This window comes from Alkalihalobacillus sp. NPDC127517 (genome assembly GCF_050276055.1).
Taxonomy (GTDB): Bacteria; Bacillota; Bacilli; order Bacillales; family Bacillaceae_D; genus Alkalicoccobacillus.
This window is the reverse complement of the sequence record NZ_JBNNQX010000005.1, coordinates 47,483-68,620: the sequence shown is the minus strand read 5'-3', so window position 1 is coordinate 68,620 and position 21,138 is coordinate 47,483. Positions and strand designations below refer to the sequence as shown.

At 40.8% G+C, this 21,138-nt stretch carries 20 protein-coding genes and 1 riboswitch; of the genes, 13 read left to right on the top strand and 7 right to left on the bottom strand.

Annotated elements, in window-relative coordinates:
* Positions 1–528: 528 nt before the first annotated feature.
* The 5 genes from ACQKKO_RS07765 to nikA are packed head-to-tail and all read right to left on the bottom strand — an operon-like array spanning position 529 to position 5,641.
* A complete protein-coding gene (locus ACQKKO_RS07765; protein ID WP_498645922.1) occupies positions 529–1,368 on the bottom strand; it encodes an ABC transporter ATP-binding protein in 840 nt (279 codons plus the stop codon).
* Between the two features lie 29 nt (positions 1,369–1,397).
* On the bottom strand, positions 1,398–2,225 hold the full coding sequence (locus ACQKKO_RS07760) for an ABC transporter ATP-binding protein (protein WP_498645918.1): 828 nt from the start codon (positions 2,223–2,225) through the stop codon (positions 1,398–1,400).
* Between the two features lie 17 nt (positions 2,226–2,242).
* Positions 2,243–3,073, bottom strand: coding sequence for a nickel transporter permease (gene nikC, locus ACQKKO_RS07755; RefSeq protein WP_498645915.1), 831 nt, complete (start codon positions 3,071–3,073; stop codon positions 2,243–2,245).
* The gene (gene nikB / locus ACQKKO_RS07750; protein WP_498645913.1) at positions 3,070–4,014 is read right to left on the bottom strand and encodes a nickel ABC transporter permease; all 945 of its coding nucleotides are present in this window, start codon (positions 4,012–4,014) and stop codon (positions 3,070–3,072) included. Before nikB ends, nikC begins: the two co-directional genes overlap by 4 nt.
* Positions 4,015–4,036: 22 nt before the next feature.
* On the bottom strand, positions 4,037–5,641 hold the full coding sequence (gene nikA / locus ACQKKO_RS07745; RefSeq protein WP_498645911.1) for a nickel ABC transporter substrate-binding protein: 1,605 nt from the start codon (positions 5,639–5,641) through the stop codon (positions 4,037–4,039).
* Between the two features lie 233 nt (positions 5,642–5,874).
* Here nikA and ACQKKO_RS07740 point away from each other — a divergent pair, with 233 nt between their 5' ends.
* From ACQKKO_RS07740 to ACQKKO_RS07725, 4 genes are all read left to right on the top strand, one after another.
* Positions 5,875–6,678, top strand: coding sequence for a class I SAM-dependent methyltransferase (locus ACQKKO_RS07740; RefSeq protein ID WP_498645909.1), 804 nt, complete (start codon positions 5,875–5,877; stop codon positions 6,676–6,678).
* Positions 6,675–7,232: a class I SAM-dependent methyltransferase gene (locus ACQKKO_RS07735; protein ID WP_498645907.1), complete on the top strand. Its 558-nt coding sequence runs from the start codon at positions 6,675–6,677 to the stop codon at positions 7,230–7,232. Before ACQKKO_RS07740 ends, ACQKKO_RS07735 begins: the two co-directional genes overlap by 4 nt.
* 17 nt (positions 7,233–7,249) lie before the next feature.
* Positions 7,250–8,092 carry an alpha/beta fold hydrolase gene (locus tag ACQKKO_RS07730; protein ID WP_498645905.1) on the top strand — a complete coding sequence of 281 codons (843 nt, stop codon included), beginning with the start codon at positions 7,250–7,252 and terminating at the stop codon, positions 8,090–8,092.
* A gap of 65 nt (positions 8,093–8,157) precedes the next feature.
* A complete protein-coding gene (locus ACQKKO_RS07725) occupies positions 8,158–9,834 on the top strand; it encodes an ABC transporter ATP-binding protein (RefSeq protein ID WP_498646330.1) in 1,677 nt (558 codons plus the stop codon).
* A gap of 35 nt (positions 9,835–9,869) precedes the next feature.
* On the opposite strand, the gene ACQKKO_RS07720 is transcribed toward ACQKKO_RS07725, so the two are convergent.
* The gene (locus ACQKKO_RS07720; RefSeq protein WP_498645903.1) at positions 9,870–10,121 is read right to left on the bottom strand and encodes a GlsB/YeaQ/YmgE family stress response membrane protein; all 252 of its coding nucleotides are present in this window, start codon (positions 10,119–10,121) and stop codon (positions 9,870–9,872) included.
* A gap of 176 nt (positions 10,122–10,297) precedes the next feature.
* Here ACQKKO_RS07720 and ACQKKO_RS07715 point away from each other — a divergent pair, with 176 nt between their 5' ends.
* From ACQKKO_RS07715 to ACQKKO_RS07695, 5 genes are all read left to right on the top strand, one after another.
* Positions 10,298–12,415 carry a YecA family protein gene (locus tag ACQKKO_RS07715; RefSeq protein ID WP_498645901.1) on the top strand — a complete coding sequence of 706 codons (2,118 nt, stop codon included), beginning with the start codon at positions 10,298–10,300 and terminating at the stop codon, positions 12,413–12,415.
* Between the two features lie 68 nt (positions 12,416–12,483).
* Positions 12,484–12,586, top strand: a riboswitch (SAM riboswitch).
* A gap of 161 nt (positions 12,587–12,747) precedes the next feature.
* A complete protein-coding gene (locus tag ACQKKO_RS07710) occupies positions 12,748–13,776 on the top strand; it encodes a methionine ABC transporter ATP-binding protein (protein ID WP_498645899.1) in 1,029 nt (342 codons plus the stop codon).
* Positions 13,769–14,449, top strand: coding sequence for a methionine ABC transporter permease (locus ACQKKO_RS07705; RefSeq protein ID WP_498646328.1), 681 nt, complete (start codon positions 13,769–13,771; stop codon positions 14,447–14,449). Before ACQKKO_RS07710 ends, ACQKKO_RS07705 begins: the two co-directional genes overlap by 8 nt.
* Positions 14,450–14,476: 27 nt before the next feature.
* Positions 14,477–15,301, top strand: a complete 825-nt coding sequence (locus ACQKKO_RS07700) for a MetQ/NlpA family ABC transporter substrate-binding protein (protein ID WP_498645897.1) — start codon at positions 14,477–14,479, stop codon at positions 15,299–15,301.
* 271 nt (positions 15,302–15,572) lie between these two features.
* The gene (locus ACQKKO_RS07695) at positions 15,573–16,388 is read left to right on the top strand and encodes an arylamine N-acetyltransferase (RefSeq protein WP_498645894.1); all 816 of its coding nucleotides are present in this window, start codon (positions 15,573–15,575) and stop codon (positions 16,386–16,388) included.
* A gap of 44 nt (positions 16,389–16,432) precedes the next feature.
* On the opposite strand, the gene ACQKKO_RS07690 is transcribed toward ACQKKO_RS07695, so the two are convergent.
* A complete protein-coding gene (locus tag ACQKKO_RS07690) occupies positions 16,433–16,624 on the bottom strand; it encodes a hypothetical protein (protein ID WP_498645892.1) in 192 nt (63 codons plus the stop codon).
* 118 nt (positions 16,625–16,742) lie between these two features.
* Between ACQKKO_RS07690 and ACQKKO_RS07685 the strand changes: the two genes are divergently transcribed.
* From ACQKKO_RS07685 to ACQKKO_RS07670, 4 genes are all read left to right on the top strand, one after another.
* Positions 16,743–17,189: a DUF4385 domain-containing protein gene (locus ACQKKO_RS07685; protein ID WP_498646326.1), complete on the top strand. Its 447-nt coding sequence runs from the start codon at positions 16,743–16,745 to the stop codon at positions 17,187–17,189.
* A 473-nt stretch (positions 17,190–17,662) separates the two neighbouring features.
* Positions 17,663–19,177 (top strand): extracellular solute-binding protein, encoded by a 1,515-nt coding sequence (locus ACQKKO_RS07680; protein WP_498645890.1) that lies wholly within the window; start codon positions 17,663–17,665, stop codon positions 19,175–19,177.
* Between the two features lie 120 nt (positions 19,178–19,297).
* A complete protein-coding gene (locus tag ACQKKO_RS07675; RefSeq protein ID WP_498646324.1) occupies positions 19,298–20,218 on the top strand; it encodes an ABC transporter permease in 921 nt (306 codons plus the stop codon).
* Between the two features lie 16 nt (positions 20,219–20,234).
* Complete coding sequence (locus tag ACQKKO_RS07670) at positions 20,235–21,110, top strand: carbohydrate ABC transporter permease (protein ID WP_498645888.1); 876 nt, start codon at positions 20,235–20,237, stop codon at positions 21,108–21,110.
* The last annotated feature ends 28 nt before the right edge of the window (positions 21,111–21,138 follow it).

The following is a 21,138-nucleotide window of genomic DNA, read 5'->3' as shown; positions in this document are numbered from 1 at the left end:
TTTCCCAAGTAGCGAACGTCCGGTAATAATAAATGCCCGCTTGCTCAGGTAACTCAAATTCTTGTTCAACATGGGAGACTTCTACTTCAGTCTGATTAGTTTTTGTTTGATAAATAAGATGGAGGGTACCTTGTTGCTCAGTCTCTGAATACGAGAGGGTTACAAGTGAATTAGGAGCAAAGGATGGTGGTTCACCATCTTTTCTTTTTTCAATGAGTAGCGGGTCTTCTGAATCTGTGCAAACATTTCCCCAGCAGTATGATCCTAATGTGGTATCAATCGTTTTGTTGTCTATAGTGACAGTTAAAAGAGGTGGAGAGCTTGAAGATGGTGTTGGTCCTTCGGGTAAGCTTTGATTTGGATCCTAAGCCTGACATCCAAAAAGAAATACAAACACACTAAAAACAAGCAAAGAAAGTGTTCTTCTCACATTAACCACCTCATATGTTTTTCTATGATTATACGATAATCTGGAAATAGTTTGTTAAAAAAAGACATGAATTCTCCTAGGAAATCCATGCCTTCTCTTTAATCAAACGTTTGTTTAACAGTCGTTCTCTCATTCGGAAGTGGCGCCACTGTACGGAAACGAGGGTGCTCTGCCAGAATTGATTTTCTTAATTCACTCACTTTTGGGTGGTGTGATAGTAAAAATTGATCCTTTGATTCGTACAATTCAATCAGCTCGCCCTCTTCCATGACACCAATCTGATCAGAGAGGGTGAAAGCTGCTTTAATATCATGTGTAATGAATAAATATGAGAGGTTATATTCATGTTTTAAGTCAGCTAGTAAATCTAAGATTAAACTTTTCGTAATCATATCTAAGCTACTGACCGATTCATCTAATACAATAAGCTTAGGTTTTTGAGCGAGCGCCCGAGCAATTGTTACACGTTGTAGCTGCCCGCCGCTTAGCTCGTGAGGAAAGCGTGTTAATTCGTTCTCGCTTAGGTTTACACGCTCTAGTAATTCAATCACTTGTTTTCGCATGTCACCAGACGATCCTAGTCGATGGTTTTCCATTGGTTCACGAATGATTTGTTCTACGGTCATCCGAGGATTGACGGCGGAATACGCATCTTGAAACACAATTTGAAGATCCTTACGAAGAAGCTTCTCGTTTCCCTTTTTATACATCTCTTTTCCTTGGAAAAGAACGTGGCCGGACGACGGAGGGTGGATGCCAAGAATGACTTTTCCAAGAGTGCTTTTACCCGAACCGCTTGTACCGATTAACCCCAGGCACTTTCCTTCATCGATCCCAAAGGAGATGTTGTGAAGAACATTTTTCTGTTTTTGTCCAAATGAAAAAAGATTCTTTGATCCGTAGTGAGCATGAACTTGTTTCACTTCTAGAACTCTCAAAATGTAACGCCTCCTTGCCCTAAAGGGATTCACCCGTTTGAATAAAAGTAAGGTTGACCTTCTGCATAAAGGGAAGGTCTAGTCCTTAATAATCTCTTGGTGTATTCATGGTTTGGTTTGTCAAACAACGTTAAGACTGGAGCTGATTCAACGATCTGTCCATTTTGCATGACGATCACATCATCAGCCATCTCAGAGATAACACCGAGGTCATGAGAGATCAAAAGAATAGAGGTTCCGTACGTTGATCGTACATCCTCAAGTAACCGTAATACGGATAGTTGACTTGATAGATCAAGAGCCGTTGTTGGTTCATCTGCGACAATAAGTGCCGGCTTTAGGGATGCGGTAATGGTAATCATGACTCGTTGAAGCATGCCGCCACTCAACTCAAATGGATATTTTTTCATAAGTTCTTTTGGATCTTTTAGATTAACGCTCTGCATGGTTTCTACAGCAAGCTCAGCCGCTTCTTTTTTAGAGAGGGATAAATGAGTTCGCAGCGTCTCAATGAATTGCTGACCGATTGTGAATACGGGAGTAAAGGCATTCATTGGATTTTGCATAATAAATGCGACTTCTTTTCCGCGAATCGATCGCATTTTCTTTTCACCGATTCCATTTAATTCTTGTCCTTTTAATTGAATGCTACCCCGTACTTGCATCGTTTGTTTGTTGTGAAGCTGGAGGATCGACATACTTGTGACGGTTTTGCCACAACCACTTTCACCAACAATGCCAAGTATTTTCCCTTTTTTAAGCTGAAAAGAGATGTCTTTGATTAAAGGCGAAAGGCCATTATGTGCTTGAACGTCTGTTTGTAAATTCGAAACGCTAAGAATCTTCTGCTCTTCCATCATAACCCTCACTTTTATTAACGTCTTTTCACAGCATATTTTTCGGATAAGGATTCACCCAGTAAATTAAAACTAATGACCACAAGCATAATCATGGCCCCAGGATACACCATAACCATTGGATTAGTACGGATATATGATTTTCCTTCAAGAATCATTGAGCCCCACTCCGGTGTAGGTGGTTGAATACCGAGTCCGAGAAAGGACAGAGAAGATAAACTCATGATCGACCAGCCCATCTCAAGCGTTCCAATGACTGCAAGCGAAGGCAGGATGTTTGGAAGAATGTGCTTCCGAATAATCGCAACAGAAGAAGAACCACTAATTCTTGCAGCTGTGATATAGTTTTGACTTTTTAGGCTTAGTACCATGCCTCGAACGACTCTTGCATAGTATACCCACTGTACAAGAACGAGCCCAATAATGACTTGCGTAGGACCTGCTCCCCAGATACCAACAAAACCTAGAACAAAGATAAGACTTGGAATTGACATGAGTCCATCAGCAAATCTCATAAGGACTTGGTCAACCCATCCGCCTACATAGCCGGCAATTACGCCAACCACCAAGCCAATGCCTAGTGCTGAACAAAAGATAACTAACGCGTACCCTAGTGAGATTCGTGCGCCAAATAAGATTCTTGAAAGGATACATCTACCTAAGTGATCCGTGCCGAGCGGATAGGTCCACGAAGGTGTCTGTAATCGATTGATTGAATCAACTAAGGTAGGATCGTTCGGCATAATATAAGGTGCAATAAGCGCGATTATGAAAATAATTCCTAAAATAAATGAGGAGATTACCATCATTTTATGACTGTAGAAAAAGCTTCGGAATGTAGTCGTCATTTTGATCCACCTCTAACCCTTGCAATTCTTGGATCAATCATCATTTGCAATAGATCCACTAGTAGATTGGCAAGTAGGAAAATAGCGGAAGCGAGTACCACATATCCTTGAATGACAGGAATGTCACGATTAAACAAAGCATCAATAAAATATCGTCCAAAGCCAGGCCATGAGAAGACAACTTCAACAATAATGGCCCCTGTCATTAAGTTTCCAAGATTCATTCCAAGTCCTGCAATCATTGGGGAAATAGACATCCGGAATAGATGTTTTCCGATAATTAACTTCTCACGGAGGCCCCTGGTACGAGCAAATAATACATAGGGCTCCTTTAAATTATCCATGACACTTGTGCGTAAAAGTCGTGTGTAAACGGCAATTAACGGAAAAGCAAGTGTGAGTGAAGGTAAGACTAAGTGCTGCCACGAACCGGTTCCTTCAACAGGGAACAAGTCAAACTTTACGGATAGAAAAAAGATTAACAAATAACCCAACCAAAATGATGGAATGGAAGCCCCAATAAAAGAGAGGGCCCGACTGAGATGATCAACTAAGCTGTTTTTCTTCATGCCTGCAAAGAAACCGATCGGAACACTAACAACAATGGCAATTAGTAAACTTGAGATGGATAACTGAATGGTTGCCGACATTCTTGACGTAATCTCTTGAAACACAGGCTTGTCTGTAAGATAAGATAAGCCGAAATCTAATTGACTTATCTTTTTAAGAGACTCTAAGTACTGAACAACAAAATGTTGATCTAACCCTAATTCTGCCCTTTTATCCTTGATCATTTCATCGGTTGCTTGGATGTGTGAAGCTGCAAAATAGGCTTCTGCCGGATCAACCGGAGATAAACTAATCATTCCATAGGTAACAAACGTCGCTATAAGAAAGATCGGAACAATCATTAGTATTCGTTTCACGATATACATGCTCATATTGTTGTACTCCCGTTCATTCCTAGTTACGTCTTATACCTGAAAATGAATGTTCATCTCTATTAGCAGAGAACGAGAAATCAGAGATGTCATCTTGGTACAGCGCAATTTTGTTCACATAGGATATTGGCACAATGGCTGCTTGTTCTTGCAGGGATCCTAGTATTTCTCGGTAAAGCTCTTCTCGTTTTGCTTCATCTGTTGACTTGAGAACTGTATCAATTTGTTCTAGGATTTCGTCTTTGTTTTCGTAGGAAGAAATGGCTTCATTAAAACCAAACCCTTCTGTTGCTATAATGTTAGCAAATGTATGAGGGTCATAAGGTGCACCATAGTTACTATAGAAATTCATATCAAAATCATTCGCTTTAAAGCGTTCGATTTGTGTGCTGAGCTCAATGCCTACAATATCTAGCTTAACTCCAAGGGCTGTCCATTCAGATTGTAAGGTTTCAGCCATTGTTTTTTGGATTGATTCCGAAGAATTGTACATTAATTCAAACTCTAAAGGCTGACCATCTTTTTCCCGAACTTGGCCCCCGCTAGGTAATGTCCACCCAGCTTCCTCAAGAAGTTCAATCGCTTTATCTGGATCATACTCTATCGTTGTTGCATCAATATTCGAAGTGTACGGCATATTTGGAGGCAGAATGTAGTCTGCTGCTTCTTCAAGTCCGGATGTTACGCCTTCAACTAAGCCTTGTTTATTAAACCCATAATGAAGGGCTTGTCTCACGCGTTCATCAGAAAGCTGCTCTTTCGTTGTGTTCATAACAAGCTGTCTAGTAGCGACTGGATCAGAAACGCTTGTTTTATATTCACCGGTTGATTCAAGTTGTTTAAATGAATCGAGACTGATAATTCCTTCTCCGTATATAAGGTCAACATCACCCTTTTCAAAAGCAAGAACACGGGTCTCTGCATCAGGAATTACCTTGATCGTAAGGGATTCTTCTTCTGGAAGGTCGCCCCAGTAATCGTCGTTTCGTACAAAGGTTGCAAATTCATCTACTTTATATTCGTCTAAGATCCACGGACCAGTACCAACAGACTTTTGAATGTCTTGTAATGCAGGGTCAAGATCTTCAACATCTGTATCACCAAAACGCACAGGTCTTACTACGGTAAGCTCTTGAAGTGTAGGATAATAAGGCTCCGTTAATGTAAGTTTAAATGTATATTCATCTACGGCTTCTGTATCGTTAATTTTTGAAATGAAACCTAACCAGCTGTGTATATCAATGTTTTCAAGAATGTTTTCAAAGTTTGATTGAACAGCTTCAGCGTCAAACTTTGTGCCATTTGTAAATTCTACGTCATCACGTAGGTGAAAGGTATATTCCAGACCATCTTCGGAGATGTCCCACGACTCTGCAAGATGAGGAATTAATTCTCCTCCTTCTCCATATGTAACTAATGGCTCATACATCATAGACTGAGCGAAAAGTTGAGATGGAACGTAAACATGAGGATCCAATTTTCCAATATCATATGGCCATGCGAATGTAAGAGTATGCTCATCAGATGCTTGAGAGCCTTGATTGTCTGCTTCTCCAGTTGAACATGCACCTAGAAGTAGTGCGGATGTTAGTGTAATACCAATGATTGAATGTGTTCTATTATTCATACTCTCTCAACCTCTCTAGATGAAAATGAAAACTATTATCAATAGTAGATTTAAAGGCAGTCATTGTCAATAAGAACTTGAATTTTTAAATAGGCTACGTGAATCAAATGAAACCTTTGCAGGAAAAGAAGTCTGGCGGTTTAGGATTGCTTTATAAAACCGGTTGCAACTGTTAATAGCAGGAAATTAATGTGTGGATCGAGAAGTGTTTAGATAAAGTGAGGTGTTGTGTAATGGAAAATAAATTTGATCAGTTAGAAAATCAATTTACGTACGCTGAACGAACTGCACATCAGGAATGGATCCAGCTCATTCTTTCTAAGGTTGAGCTAAAGGGGAAACGAGTAGCTGACATTGGCTGTGGAGGTGGAATCTACACGAGAATGCTGGCGGAATTTGGGCCAAGCTCTGTGCTAGGTGTGGATTCTTCTAAGCGGATGCTTGAAGCGGCCCAAGAAAAAACAACGAATGATCACATTCAATACGTTTTTGCCGATGGAGAGAACTTAGCGCCACTCCGTGATGGCAGCCTCGATGTTGTTGTTGAACGGGCAGTCATTCATCATTTAGCTGAACTACTTCCTAACATGAAAGAGATTTCTCGTGTCCTATCACCAGAGGACGGGGTCGCAATCATTCAAGATCGCACACCTGAAGATTGCTTAGTAGAAGGAACGTCAACACATATTCGTGGCTATTTATTTGAATGCTTTCCGTTTTTAGCAGAAACGGAAAAGAAGCGTAGGTTTTCTGATGAAGCGGTTCAGAAGGCAATGCTTGAGGCAGGCTTTAAGCGAGTAGAAAGGGTTGAATTGTGGGAGACGCGCTCTGTCTATTCAACCATGAATGAGTTGGCAGAGGATTTGCAGTCAAGAAGAGGCCGAACTATTTTGCATGAATTAAGTGATGAGCAATTAAATGCATTCGTAAGGTATATCTCATCAAAGCTTCCTCAAGAGCAAGAAATTATCGAGAAAGATCGCTGGAGTGTATGGTTTGGCTTTCGTAACGAAAGTGGAGTAGGAACGATACGATGAGCGAACTAAAGATTGTAATCGGAGCGGGAGGCTACAATAATAATCCGGGATGGCTTCATACAGAAGAGGATGAACTGAACCTCCTGAAGCGTTCAAGCTGGATTGAGAACTTTGAAGAGGAATCAATCTCAGCGGTTGTAGCTGAACATGTGTGGGAGCATCTTACCTACGAAGAAGGCCTTATTGCAGCAAATCTTGTAAGGGACTATTTGAAAGAGGGAGGACATATTCGTTGTGCAGTTCCTGATGGCTTTTTTCCGAATGAGGAGTATCAACGGACTGTACAAGTGGGAGGACCGGGACCCGAGGATCACCCCGCCTTCGATCACAAGATTGTGTATACATATCAAACAATCCAATCTTTATTTAAGAAAGCGGGCTTTCACGTCACCTTGCTAGAATATTTTGATGAGCATGGAATCTTTCATACATCAGAGTGGAATAAAGCAGACGGGGTTATATACAGATCATCTAAGTGTGACCCTAGAAATCTAGGTGATGACCCTCAATTTCCATCACTTATCATCGATGCAATAAAACGAGATCCCAACTGATAGGGGAGAGAAATCGAATGTGGAAGCAGGAGTTACTTGAGACGGAACATGGTATATTTGAAGTGTTTATTAGTGGGGAAGGCGATCCGTTATGTATAACCCATCTATATAGTGAGTTTAACGACCGAGGAAACTATTTTGCTGATTCATTTACGGAAGCGTTTACGGTGTATCTAGTGAACCTGCGCAGTGCAGGGAACTCGCGTCAGGCTGCTGATGAGAATGAATTTAGTATGCGACAAGGTGTAGAAGATTTGGAAGCCATTCGCTGTGCTTTGCAAATCGACTCGTGGAGCTTTGCAGGTCATTCAACAGGAGCAATGCTTGGATTGGTATATGGCGTTGAATCTCCTGGATCATTAGAAAAGATTCTGATTAATGCGGGTGCTGGAAGCTATGAGTACATGAATCATCCAGACTGTATCTACAATCGCTCAAATTCAGCCAACTCAAGAGTCCTGCAGTTGCTTGATATCATTAAAACGAGTGAGTCAGTGGATGAAAGAAGGGCTGCAAGTAAAGAATGGACACAGATGTCGATCTATCGCCCTGAACGATATGAGGAGTATTTCTCGAAGCCAAGTAGTGGAAAGGTCGTCGGGAATCGACTTGATTATTTTTCGTATCAGGAGTTACCGGCCTTTAACTTGTTTGAGCAGCTTCCTCATGTAAACGTACCTGCAATCATTAGTTGTGGGAAGTACGATAGACAATGCCCACTTGACTGCTCCATCGAGATTCACGAAAGCTTACCGCATTCAGAGCTTGTTATTTTTAATGAAAGCAATCATAATGCTTTTCTAGAAGAAGAACAAGCGTTTAACCAGCTTGTTCATAGGTTTAACCAACTGAGAGCCTGACCATCTAAGAATGAATTGGGGAATGTGTATTGGGAATATTCGTTTTCCTTAAGAAGTACAAGGCAATGGTTGGGATCTCCATTGTACTTGTGTTAATGGAATTAAGTGTAGAGCTATTTCATCCGTATTTGCTCGCTCGAATGATTGATGATGGAATCATGCAGGGAGATATGGAAACGGTTGTGTTTTGGGGCATGATTATGATGGGATTAACCCTTCTAGCCTTTGGTGCAGGGGTGTTGAATTCCTTTTTTGCAACCCATGCTGGTCAAAGCACCGGCTATGACATTCGAGAACAGGTGTATAAACGAATTCAGTACGCTTCCTTTGACCGACTGAAGCAGTTTGCAACCTCTTCACTAATCATGAGACTAACAAATGATGTGACTCAAATTCAAAATAGCATCGTGATGACCCTTCGTTACATGTTACGTCCGCCTTTAGTCATCGTCGGTGCATTGACTATGGCTCTTATTATCAACTTTCGTTTAGCACTCGTCTTAGTTGTTGTGATTCCAATTGTGATTATGCTTGTCGGTTGGGTGTTTAAAAGGGGAGCAGATCAATTCAGGTTGGTTCAGGTGAAGCTTGATGGAGTCAATCATGTGATGAGGGAGAATTTGCTCGGTTTTAAGCTCGTTAAAGCCTTTGTCAGAAGAAAAACGGAAGCTACTCGGTTCCTCAATGTAAATAAGAGCCTGAGGGATAAGCTCATCTCCTCCTTACGTTTAATGGAACTAACCCAGCCGGTTCTGTTGCTGCTCATGAATGGATCGATCCTTCTGATTCTTTGGTTTGCAAGTGAGTCCATACCCACTGGATCCATTCCTGTTGGTGATGTTGTAGCGGTTGTGAACTATGTTTTGCGCATATCTGCAGCACTTTCTTCTATTCCACTCGTGATTATGACTTTTTCAAGAGCAAAGGCTTCCTCTGAACGTTTGACTGAGGTACTCGAAACGCTTGAGGAGGAACAAATAGCTGAAGATGATGCAAAAACCAAACAGATCAAAGGAACAATTGAATTTCGAGGTGTGACGTTTTCATATGAAGAAAAAGAGGTTCCAGACATTGAAGACGTTAGCTTTCAGGTACAGTCGGGTCAGCGTGTTGCGATTATGGGAGCAACAGGATCGGGGAAGTCTGCACTCTTTCAACTGATTCCTCGTCTATATCGTCCAGAATTAGGTGAGATAAGAATTGACGAGCAGCCAATCGAATCCTTTAACGTCATTCAAATGAGAAGACAAATAAGCTATGTTGCGCAGGAGACCTTTCTTTTCTCGGGTAGTATCAGAGACAACATTTGCTGGGGGAAGCCAGATGCCACGGATGAAGAGATGATACAAGCGGCGATGGACGCACAAATTCATGATGTTATTATGAAATTACCGGATCAATATGAGGGCAATATTAGTCAAAGAGGAAGTAACTTATCTGGAGGTCAGAAGCAGCGTATTGCCATTGCACGAGCGCTTATTCGAAACCCTCGAATCCTGTTACTGGATGATAGCACCAGTGCATTAGATGCAAAGACGGAGCACCGTTTCTTGTATGCACTTAAACGGTATGAGTGCACAACCCTTATGATTACGCAGAAGGTATCTACTGCGATGAAATCCGATTACATCCTGATCATGGATCAAGGGCGAATTGTCGCACAAGGATCACACCAGGAATTAAAGCAAACATCGGACCTTTACCGGGCGATGCTTGCCTCTCAACAAAAGGATTCAATCTAAAAAAGCTATCCTGACTAGGTCGGGATAGCTTTCCTTTATTTCTTGCGCATTGAACGAAAGATAAAGCTAACGATTAAGACAAGGATAACTGCGCCAAGTAATGCAGGGATGATCGCAAATCCTCCTGCTGATGGGCCCCAATCTCCAAATAACCAGCCACCAAGATTGGCTCCAATAAATCCAGCGATAATATTACCAATAATGCCAAACGGTACGCCTTTTCCCGTTATCGCTCCAGCTGCCCAACCGATTAAACCACCAATAATCAAACTCCATAGAAAGCCCATATGAGATCCTCCTTTCCATTCTTTTTAATGAGCTTAGTTTGACCACGATGGTTCTTTCTATTCGTTTGCTTAGCAGAATCCGGTTGTTCTAATAATATCCAATACTTATTTTTCAGCAGAAACCACCAAACGTATGTTACATTATAGACTGAGAAAGCTTAATAGAGGTGTTTAGTATGGAAATGACAGTAGGTAGAAATGAACCATGTCCATGTGGCAGCGGTAAAAAATATAAGAAATGCTGCATGAATAAAAAGCAAGTGACAGATATCAATCAAGCACGTGAAGAACGTGTTGCACAGCAGAAGCATCAGCTGACTAAAAAGCTACAGGCATTTATGGATAAAAAGGTTACATATAGCGAATTCTTAACCCTTCAATCAGAATTTCATCGTCGTTCGAACCGGTTAATTCCTGAACGTATTGAAGAAGGATATGTTAACTTCTGGCTAAACTTCTTTTACGCCCATGAGAACGGGCTAACAGGAGTGAAGTGGTTCCTACAAGAAGAGGGGCATCGACTTCAATCAGCTGAAAAAGAATTAGCGGAACAATGGACAACACTTAAACCTCGTTTAGTACAGGCTGTAGATCAGGTTGAGCAGGAGATCGTTTTTCTGGACCTTTACTCAGAGGAAACGTTCAAGATGACGAAGGATACAGAGAATCTTCCAACCTTCAGACCTTGGTACGGAACAGTTGGCTTAATTGAATTCTTTGGAGAAACGCCTTTCTTTAACGGCATTCGTATTCTTCAAGCACCGGATCACATCGATCGCGCCAAGATTACTGTTGACGAGTTAATGGCTGAACAAAAGGTTTCTTCAGTTGAAGCTATGACACAATTCTTCCCTGAAGTACTTGGGGCACTGCTTCAAAAAGAACAACGTCCTTCTTCAATGAACCAGTCAAAATTGACTCAAATCACAATTGAAGCAGATGTGGACCAAGAGAATACGTTAGCTACACTGCTAAAAGATCGTGACGAATTTGTCGTTTACGATTGGCGCGACCAGCAAAAACACTTAACACAAGCAGAAAACTGGGCTACGTATAAAGATAGTGCAGTTGATAGCGAAGTGTTGATGGCCGATGCAGTTGCGACACTTGAGTTTTCTGGATCTCACATGACGTATACGACATACTCAGAAGAGAAGGCAGAGTGGTTTAAACAACTGATGGAGGCTTATCCGCAGTTTGTGGGTAGTCTAGAGGAATCAGTCAAGACACAACCAGCTGGGGCCATGGCCTTTTCGAATAAATTATTGCAAATGACAGGGGAGCCACCGGAATATTTTGCTCTTTACGCGGAACAAGCTAAATCCTTTGACTTAAGTGCGCCAATTCCTGCACTTGATCAGCATAGTATCTACGAGCTGGTTGATAACAACCGGATGGAAGAGGCTGAAAGCTGGTTTAGACAAAGCGAGTTTAATCTATATGATCAAGTGATTACAAAGTATCAAACGGTGGATATCACATTTGATATCAATCACTTCCGAAAAGAGGCAGGCTTACCTGAGTCGCCATTTGTGACTCAAAAAGAGAATCGGGATAGTAGCTTAAAGCCAATCTATTACCATAACAATCAATTCCTTTCTGTTAAACAAGAGGATATTGAGACATATGAGGACTTAGGATTTAATCCAAACACGATTGATGCATTTTACCATGACCCTATTCTACGCTTCTTTAAAGAGAAAACAGATGGAAAGGCAGCAGGTACTGTTCGTAAGTACCGGACAAGCTTATTCACCATTCGTTACTCATTAGAAGTACAGAGAACAAAGAATTGGTCTGATTGCACAAAAGACTTCTGGAAAAAACACTTACTTATTGATCTCTTTGAAAATGATGTCATTAGCCAAACACAGGTAAAAGACCTACTAAGTACAATTAAAGCATTTACGAAGTGGCTAGATCAGAACGTAGGAACAGCCATTCATGCAGACGCTTCTGCGGTTTGCTCAGAGCTTGAGACTTCTTTAATTGAAGCTGTTCAAGTGTATAATCTGTCATCTGATTCAGGACGTTTTTCTTTACCTCAGTATCAAAAGGTCGATCCTGAAGCAACAGGTGGACTGTTCAAGGTAACGGAAGTGACTGAAGATCGTATTCATGTGAAGTCGATGGATACAAAAGATACAGTAACCTTTGTTTTGCCGAAAAAAGCACAAAACCTGGCGAACGAAGGATTAATCTTTGAAGCAGTTGTGGAGGTAGCTGAAGATCAGCAGACTGAGCTCGCAAAACTGTTAAACGTTTATCCTAAAGAAGCATATCAATACTTGTAAAAAAGAAATACCTCTTGTCAGATTCGACAAATTCTGATATTGTGTTTTTAACACAACACAACCACATATTCTTATTAAGAGGAGCAGAGGGACTGGCCCGATGATGCTTCAGCAACCCCGCAATTGCGGAAGGTGCTAATTCCTGCAGGTGAAAGACCTGGATAATAAGAGCTGAATGACTTACAACAATCATTTCAACCCTCTTATTTTTAGTTAAATAAGAGGGTTTTTATTGTTTTTAGGAAAACATGAGAGTAAGGGTAAGAGATCGCTTTCAAACCTTAGTATCCTCATCGATATAGACTATTTTTAAGGGAAGGCAGGTACGACCATTGATTGAATTTAAGGGAGTTAGTAAGGTATTTAAAACAACGGATCGCGAAGTAAAGGCACTTGATGACGTGACATTTCGTGTAGAAAAAGGACAAATTGCTGGTGTCATCGGATTTAGTGGAGCAGGGAAGAGTACATTAATACGGAGTGTGAATCTGCTTGAGCGTCCAACTGATGGGGACGTAATCGTAAATGGCCAGAGCATTATGTCATTAAAGGGAAGCCAATTGCAGAAGGCAAAGCGCGATATCGGTATGATTTTTCAACACTTTAATTTGCTTCAATCAAAAACGGTGTTTGAGAATGTAGCTGTCCCCTTGCGACTTGTTCGTACACCTCAAGCAGAAGTGAAGAAACGAGTAGCGGAATTACTAGAGTTTGTTGGTTTATCAGATAAAGCGGAAAGCTATCCAGAACAGCTTTCTGGTGGACAAAAGCAACGGATTGGGATCGCCCGTGCGCTTGCATCGAATCCAGCCGTTCTTCTATGTGACGAAGCAACATCAGCTCTTGATCCAGAAACAACAAGTGCCATCCTCCAGCTTCTTAAACGAGTGAATACAGAATTTAACGTGACGATCTTAATCATTACTCATGAAATGGGAGTGATCCGTGAAATCTGCGATCGCGTAGCCGTGATGGAATCCGGACGAATTATTGAAGAAGGTACGGTTCTTGATGTCTTCTCTAAACCGCAGCATCAGACTACAAAAAACTTTGTTCGATCAGTAGTAAATGATCAAATTCCAGCAAGTGTACGACGTATTCTGGAGCAAGGGTCGGAAAAAACGAGAATCTACAAAATAGAATTTATAGGTGAGTCTTCTGGGAAGCCACTTTTGTCTGAGCTTGTTAGAAAATTTGACGTTGATGTCAATGTACTCTTTGGAAACATTACAGAAATCCAGGATACACCATTCGGGAGCTTAACTGTTGAAGTACAAGGTGAACCGGAGTCACTTGAAGCAGCGTTTCAATTTATTCTAGACAAAGATTTACTTGTAACGGAGGTGAAACTTGATGCTTGAGAGCCTACCAGAATCCATTAGACCAAACATTTCAACGGATATACTGATCACCTCCCTTTATGAAACGTTATATATGGTGTTCTTATCCTTATTATTTTCAGCGATCATTGGTATTTTACTTGGTGTTGTACTCGTTGTGACACGTAAAGGGCATATTCTTGAATGTACATGGTTTTTTAACATATTGAATCCAATTATTAATGTGCTGCGTTCAATTCCCTTTATTATTTTAATGGTGGCAATAATCCCATTCACACGTTTTATTGTTGGAAGTGCTGTTGGAATGGAAGCAGCTGTTGTACCGCTTGTTGTATACGCAGCACCTTATATTGCCAGGTTAATTGAGAACTCATTACTTGAAGTCGATCCCGGCATCATTGAAGCGGCTGACTCAATGGGAGCGTCAAAAACACAGATTATCTTCCGTTTCTTATTACCGGAAGCAAAAGGCTCACTCATTTTAAGTATTACAACTGCAACGATTGGACTTGTCGGTGCCACTGCAATGGCAGGTGCCATCGGGGCAGGTGGAATTGGTAATGTTGCCATTACTTACGGATATCAGCGTTTTGACAATGCCACAATGGTAATCACAGTTATCTTATTAATTGTTATGGTTCAAGGCTTGCAATCACTTGGAAATTTACTTGCTAAGAGATCGAGAAGAAGATAAAACAGAGAGAAAAGGGTGGAGAGTATTATGAAAAACACATTAAAATTGTTGGTAGCAGGACTTGGACTCGCAGCACTTACCGCATGTGGTTCAGGAGATGAAGAAACGGTCAAAATTGGTATTGCGGGAACAGATGCGCGTCAGTGGGACTTTATCTCTGATATCGCTAAAGAAGAAGGCATTAACATTGAAATTGTGAGCTTTAACGATTATGTTCAACCGAACCAGGCGCTTGCGGACGGAGATATTGATGCAAATGCGTTCCAAACCGTATCTTACTTTGATAACTTCAGAGAAGAGAACAACTTGGATTTAGAAGCGATTGGTACAACCATTCTTGCGCCACTTGGTGTGTATTCTGATCGTTACGATTCCATCGAAGACATTCCTGATGGAGCAGAAATTCTAATTGCTAACGAAGTAACAAATCAAGCGCGTAATCTTATGCTTTTACAAGAGGCAGGTTTGCTTGAGCTTGATGATGACTTTGGTGTAACAAGTGGATTAGACAAAATTAAAGACAACCCGAAGAATCTTAAACTAACGGAGATTGTTCCTGCGAATGCTCCAAGGTTAATGCAAGACGTAGATGCTGCTGTCATTAATAATGGAATTGCTGTTGATGCAGGACTAAGCCCAACAGAAGATTCACTTGCTCGTGAAGACGAAACAGCTACACCTTACATCAATATCATTGCTGCACGCGGAGACAATGCCGACGATCCGACGCTGCAACGTCTCGTTGAAATTTATCAATCAGATGAAGTAAAAGAATACATCGAAGAGGAATACAAAGGGGCAACGATCCCAACGTTTATTTCTTTAGAGGAATTAAATAGCTACCCTCGTTAAGATGAAAGAGACTGGGGCATAGCTAAAAATCAATTTAAAAAGGCGAATGATTCGATAGCAGAATCATTCGCCTTTCGTGATTTTATTTGAACAAGCGAGGGATTCTCCTGTAGCGGATTATTTGCTACATTCGTGTTTTACTCGCTACATTAATGTTATGTCTCAGCTCCTTTTCTTAATGTTCTACATCAAATGGTTTAGTTCAATTCAGTCATATGAACCACGTAATAGTCTTGTATCTAATGTAACCTTAATGAAAGGAGGGGTTTTAATGAGGAACGATCAATGCTTACACTATTTAGCTTTTTTAAATATGGAGTTAAATAAGCCATCATATGACTACTTGTATCAATTGTGTCATGCTCACCTTCATACATTTGCATTTGAAAACATTAGTAAGTTGATCCTAACAGATTCAGGTGAAGATTGGATACCATCTACAGAGCAATTTATTGAGAATTACTCACAGCATTATTTTGGAGGAACGTGCTATACGTTAAACACTTCATTTATGCAGTTATTACTTAAAATTGGGTTTAACTGTTCACCAGTAAAAGTCGGAAAAGATCATTTAGCGATTATCGTGACGTTAAACGAAGCGAACTTTTATGTGGATGTAGGATCTGCAGCACCGATTTTCAAGCCGATTAACCTTGACCTAATTGAACCCTCCACTAGAATATTTGGTTCTGACAAAATACAAATCATACAAACAGATTCGGGATATGAATACTTGAGGTGGAAGGATAATCAAAAGCGAGAGATGAATTGGACTTTTCAATTAAATGAGATTGCTGAGGTTGATAAATTTAAACCGATTTATCGTAAGTCAGTTCAACCTGAAGCATCTTTTATGAAGATTCTCCGTTGTAAAGTATGGCAAAACAATCGGGACCGATCACTCTCTCTTTTCAATAATGTGTTTACGATTGAAAATAATAACGGAGACAGAACGACTACTTACTTGTCAACTGTTAATGAAATGGAGACAGTGCTTGATAAGGAATTTAAATTGAAGGGCATGCCGATAAGAGCTGCTATGGAGATACTTGAGAAGCGGGGAGTAAATGTATTTGTAAAGGAATGACAACAAACCGGGTCATGATAAGATGGCCCGGTTTATTTTACGTTCTATTCTTTTTGTTCACGCTTTTCTTTTGTCTCAGCTCTTCTTGTAAAGAAGATACTAATCAGGACGATTGTAGCTAGAATAAGCAACAATGTTGGAGAGATTGTGATAATACCGGCAATATGAAAAATAGCCAACACTAGAAGAATCACATTCATCAGGATTCGGATCATTCGTAATACGTTCATGTTCATTTGTTAACACCTCATTTTATTAAACCGATCTAATCATACTATAAATCAATACTGAGCTGTTTTCCATAGAAGTGTGGATGAAGCCGGATTGGGGTACACGAAGGGTGAGGTGAAGAAAATGGGATACTACGATTCAGTTGACTTTGATAACACTGATTTTCGCAAAGAACCACATAAGTATAAGGTTGGTCGTGGTGAGCAAGGTGTCTTAATGGTTGAGCCTTATAAAGGAGAAATTTTGCCTAATTGGCGGTTCAAAACACCAGATATTGCTCAGGAGTCAGCGGATACGATTTATCAGCAATACTGTGATTATAAAAAAAACGATGATTTTGTTGGAATGGATATGGCACGAAAGTTTTTACAGATGGGCTATACAAGAGCACGCCGCTACGCTAACTACCCCGGTGGCAAAAAGTACGACAAAAACGGAGATTTAAACGAGCGTGATATTGATCAAACAAAAGCCAAATCAGCAGAGATCTTTGAAGAAAAATGGATCACTGTGCGTGAGGACGAAGAGTACTTAAAGGTGAAGAAGGAACATCAGAAGAAGTATGGATGAAGAGAGTGAACAGAACCTTCTACTCCATATTAAGCAGCTTAGGGTTTAATAAAAAATACAAATACGAATAGCGAATGATTCCAGGATCGAATCATTCGCTATTCGTATTTTTAACAAAATAAGCGGAAGGAGAACCCGAGACTCCTGCGGTAAAATATGTGGTGAAGACACTGTAGCGGCGTCTTTTCCGCGGAAGGGGCTGAGGCCGTATCCGCGGAAAGCGAGGGATTCTCCTGTAGCGGCTGAATTGCTACAATCATAATTTCTATTCTAAATAACTTTTATATCCCAGGTTCTTTTTGCCGTGTGTCAAAAAAGTATTAGTGTGCAAAAAAGTATTAGGAATGACTCAAAGTACTGATACATAGCGATTAACCAGTACAAAAATTAACTATTGTCGGTAAAGTCAGTCCATTCTATATTTGAATGGCAGAACATGACAATCCTGCAAAGTTGAGAGGGGGACGTTTTAGATGTTTAGAGGGAAAAAAGCAAAGTTAAGCTTGTCCTTATTAAGCGTGGGAGTTGTACTTCTTGTAGGCTGTAGTGAAGAAGGATCTTCTACTGAAGGGGGTGGGGAGGGAGCAGCCATCGATACGATCGATATCATGACGATGAGCTACACACCTGAGCCTCCACAGAATGATAGTCCAGTCATTAAAGAGCTGGAAGAGCTGACGGGTAAGAAGATGAATATGTTATTTGTTCCTTCTACAACGTATGGCGATCGATTTAACGTGACGCTTGCTTCAGGAAATTTACCTCATGTGATGCTTGGCGATAAGAGTCCAAGTTATATAAGCGCTGTACGTGACGGTGCGTTCTGGGATCTGACGGATTATCTTGATGACTATGAGAATCTCAAGGTCAACGATATTGTAAAAGAAAATGTCTCAATTGAGGGTCGTATCTACGGGATTCCACGAGCGAGACCTCTTGGAAGAAATGCTGTAGTGATTCGGAAAGATTGGCTTGAAAACCTAGGAATGGATATGCCGGAAACATTAGATGACTTTCATGAAGTTTTGAAAGCGTTTACTTATGACGATCCAGATGGAAATGGTGAGGATGACACGTATGGAATGGCGATTTCAGAATTTGAGGGTCCATGGGACATTATGCAAACGTGGTTTGGTGCGCCAAATAAATGGGGCTTTGATGACGATGGAGAATTAATTCCAGACTTTACAACGGATGAGTACCGTGAAGCGATTAAGTGGTTTAATCAAATTTATGAGGAAGGTCTGATTAATGAGGACTTTGCCATTATGGATCCAACGCAATGGACTAATCCGATGATTAACGAAGAAGTGGGACTAATTGTTGATGTAGCGGATACAGCTGGTCGAATTAACAAAGCGATGATGGATCGAGATCCAGAGCTGGATGATGTTCTAGATGTCTTTGGGGCGGTCAGTGGGGACCATGGTCTAGTCACCAAACCAACAACAGGTTATCACAGCGTATTCTCCGTCTCAAAAACGTCGGTAAAAAATGAGGAAGAATTAAAAGAAGTGCTTCAATTCTTAAATGATCTAAATTCTGAGGAAGCACAAAACCTTACGATTAATGGGATTGAAGGTCGCCACTATGAAGTAGAGGATGGTCATTTAGTGAGCCTTGTCGCTGATGATGAGAAAATGCGCAATGAGTTTCAGGATTTAAACCAGATTCAAATGTATCTTCCTGAAGAGAAATTTTTAAAGCAAGAGGAATCAGATCTTACGAAACGGTCCATTGAGGTTATGGTTCAAAACGAAGAGATTGTACTTCCAGATCCAGCGTACCCACTCGTATCAAAAATCTATGCTCAACGAGGTCAACAGCTCGATAATGTTATTGCAGATGCTCGCATTCAGTACATCATTGGTGAATTGGATGATGCAGGCTTTGACGAAGCAGTGCAAACATGGATGAATTCTGGGGGCGAGGATTACGTCAATGAAATGAATGAGTTATATAAAGAAGCTCAATCAGGAACCAATTAAACGACGTTCAAAACGAGGCACAGCTCACGTGTAATCGACCTGTGCCTTTTGTATAGGCAAAAAGATGATGGAGGTGGCTCTGTGACAAGGCTAAAAAGTGAATCTGTACTTCAGGCACCCATAAAAGTACCGCCAAAAAGATCGAGATTTCAAAAGATCCTACGGGATAAATGGATGTATTTGCTGCTTTTACCGGGTGTGATCTACTTTCTCTTATTTAAGATTTTACCAATGTGGGGGGTCTTACTCGCTTTTCAGAATTACTCGCCCTTTCTTGGATTTTGGGCGAGTGAGTGGGTAGGGTTTGAGCATTTTCAGCGATTTTTTAGTGATCCTGACTTTGTCAGGTTAATGAGAAATACAGTGATTTTAGCGATATACGATTTGATTTTCTTCTTCCCGGCACCAATTATTTTAGCCTTACTATTAAATGAAGTAAGGATCTCGATCTACAAACGAACCATTCAGACTCTAGTTTATGTGCCACACTTTATGTCATGGGTGATTATTGCAAGTATTTCGTATGTGTTTTTAACAACGAGTGGAGGCATTGTTAATGTTTTAGTGGAACGATTTACAGGAAGCCAGATTTCGTTTCTTTCCCATCCTGATTGGTTCAGACCAATGATTATTGCCCAGATTATTTGGAAGGAAAGTGGTTGGGGAACGGTTATCTTTTTAGCGGCTCTAGCTGGTGTAAGCCAGGAGCAATATGAAGCGGCAATTGTGGACGGGGCTGGTCGCTTCAGGAGAATGTGGCATGTGACGCTTCCGGCATTAAGAAGTACGATTGTCATTTTACTTATTTTGAGACTAGGAAATTTCTTAGATCAAGGGTTCCAGCAAATTTATCTGATGACAAACTCATTAAACCGTGATGTAGCTGATGTGTTTGATACGTATGTGTACTTTATGGGGATTACCCAGGGTGCGTTTAGTTACAGTACCGCGGTAGGTTTATTTAAAGCCGTCGTAGGGATTATTTTAATTTTTGGAGCGAACCATTTAGCCAAACGATTTGGTCAAGGCGGTATTTTCTAGAAAAGGAGGAACACAGGTGAAGATCCATAACACTCCTGCAGGTCGAGTTTTCGACGTGTTTAATCATATCATTCTGTTATTCATTGGACTGGTGACGTTTCTGCCATTTGTCTATATTGTTGCTGGTTCATTTGCTACCGAATCCGAAGTCATTGAGCGATCCTTTTTTATCTGGCCTCAAACATTTTCTTTAAATGCTTATGAATATATCTTTTCAACGACTACATTCGTTCGAAGTATTGGTGTTTCGGTCTTAGTTACGATTGGTGGAACAATTGTCAGCTTGTTTCTCACTTTGACGATGGCTTATCCACTCTCTCGCAAAGGGTTAATTGGACGAAACATGCTTCTGAACATGATTATCTTCACCATGGTGTTTAGTGGGGGGATGGTTCCTACCTATATGGTTGTCAGGACACTTGGGTTACTCGATTCATTGTGGGCATTAATTCTCCCCCTTGCGATCAATCCGTTTTACTTAATTATTGTCAAAAACTTTTTTCAAATGCTTCCTCATGAATTGGAGGAGTCGGCTAAGATTGATGGATGTTCGGAGATCGGCATCTTTTGGAGGATTATCCTTCCTCTCTCTAAACCGGTGATTGCTACGTTCACGTTGTTTTATGCTGTCTTTTACTGGAACGACTTCTTTCAGGCGCTTCTCTACATTAGTGATAGCAGCAAATGGCCGGTTCAGTTATTGCTTCAACAGATTATGAATGTTGCGGATACTCGACTTGGTGGAGAGGTGGATACGATGTTCCAAGAACCTCCTGCTGAAACCTTAAAGCTCGCGGTTATTGTTGTTGCTACCTTACCAATCCTGCTGTTCTATCCATTCTTACAGAAACACTTTGCTAAGGGTATCTTGATTGGATCGGTTAAAGGATAACTGATTATAATTGGAAAAGACTTCTTTC

Excerpts from the sequence above, each read along its gene's own strand:
- ACQKKO_RS07735 (WP_498645907.1), top strand. The coding sequence starts at position 6,675 with ATGAGCGAACTAAAGATTGTAATCGGAGCGGGAGGCTACAATAATAAT.
- ACQKKO_RS07720 (WP_498645903.1), bottom strand. The coding sequence starts at position 10,121 with ATGGGCTTTCTATGGAGTTTGATTATTGGTGGTTTAATCGGTTGGGCA.
- ACQKKO_RS07715 (WP_498645901.1), top strand. The coding sequence starts at position 10,298 with ATGGAAATGACAGTAGGTAGAAATGAACCATGTCCATGTGGCAGCGGT.
- ACQKKO_RS07730 (WP_498645905.1), top strand. The coding sequence starts at position 7,250 with ATGTGGAAGCAGGAGTTACTTGAGACGGAACATGGTATATTTGAAGTG.
- ACQKKO_RS07685 (WP_498646326.1), top strand. The coding sequence starts at position 16,743 with ATGGGATACTACGATTCAGTTGACTTTGATAACACTGATTTTCGCAAA.
- nikC (WP_498645915.1), bottom strand. The coding sequence starts at position 3,073 with ATGACGACTACATTCCGAAGCTTTTTCTACAGTCATAAAATGATGGTA.
- ACQKKO_RS07760 (WP_498645918.1), bottom strand. The coding sequence starts at position 2,225 with ATGGAAGAGCAGAAGATTCTTAGCGTTTCGAATTTACAAACAGACGTT.
- ACQKKO_RS07705 (WP_498646328.1), top strand. The coding sequence starts at position 13,769 with ATGCTTGAGAGCCTACCAGAATCCATTAGACCAAACATTTCAACGGAT.
- nikB (WP_498645913.1), bottom strand. The coding sequence starts at position 4,014 with ATGAGCATGTATATCGTGAAACGAATACTAATGATTGTTCCGATCTTT.
- ACQKKO_RS07695 (WP_498645894.1), top strand. The coding sequence starts at position 15,573 with ATGAGGAACGATCAATGCTTACACTATTTAGCTTTTTTAAATATGGAG.
- ACQKKO_RS07690 (WP_498645892.1), bottom strand. The coding sequence starts at position 16,624 with ATGAACATGAACGTATTACGAATGATCCGAATCCTGATGAATGTGATT.
- ACQKKO_RS07725 (WP_498646330.1), top strand. The coding sequence starts at position 8,158 with ATGGTTGGGATCTCCATTGTACTTGTGTTAATGGAATTAAGTGTAGAG.
- ACQKKO_RS07700 (WP_498645897.1), top strand. The coding sequence starts at position 14,477 with ATGAAAAACACATTAAAATTGTTGGTAGCAGGACTTGGACTCGCAGCA.
- nikA (WP_498645911.1), bottom strand. The coding sequence starts at position 5,641 with ATGAATAATAGAACACATTCAATCATTGGTATTACACTAACATCCGCA.
- ACQKKO_RS07740 (WP_498645909.1), top strand. The coding sequence starts at position 5,875 with ATGGAAAATAAATTTGATCAGTTAGAAAATCAATTTACGTACGCTGAA.
- ACQKKO_RS07680 (WP_498645890.1), top strand. The coding sequence starts at position 17,663 with ATGTTTAGAGGGAAAAAAGCAAAGTTAAGCTTGTCCTTATTAAGCGTG.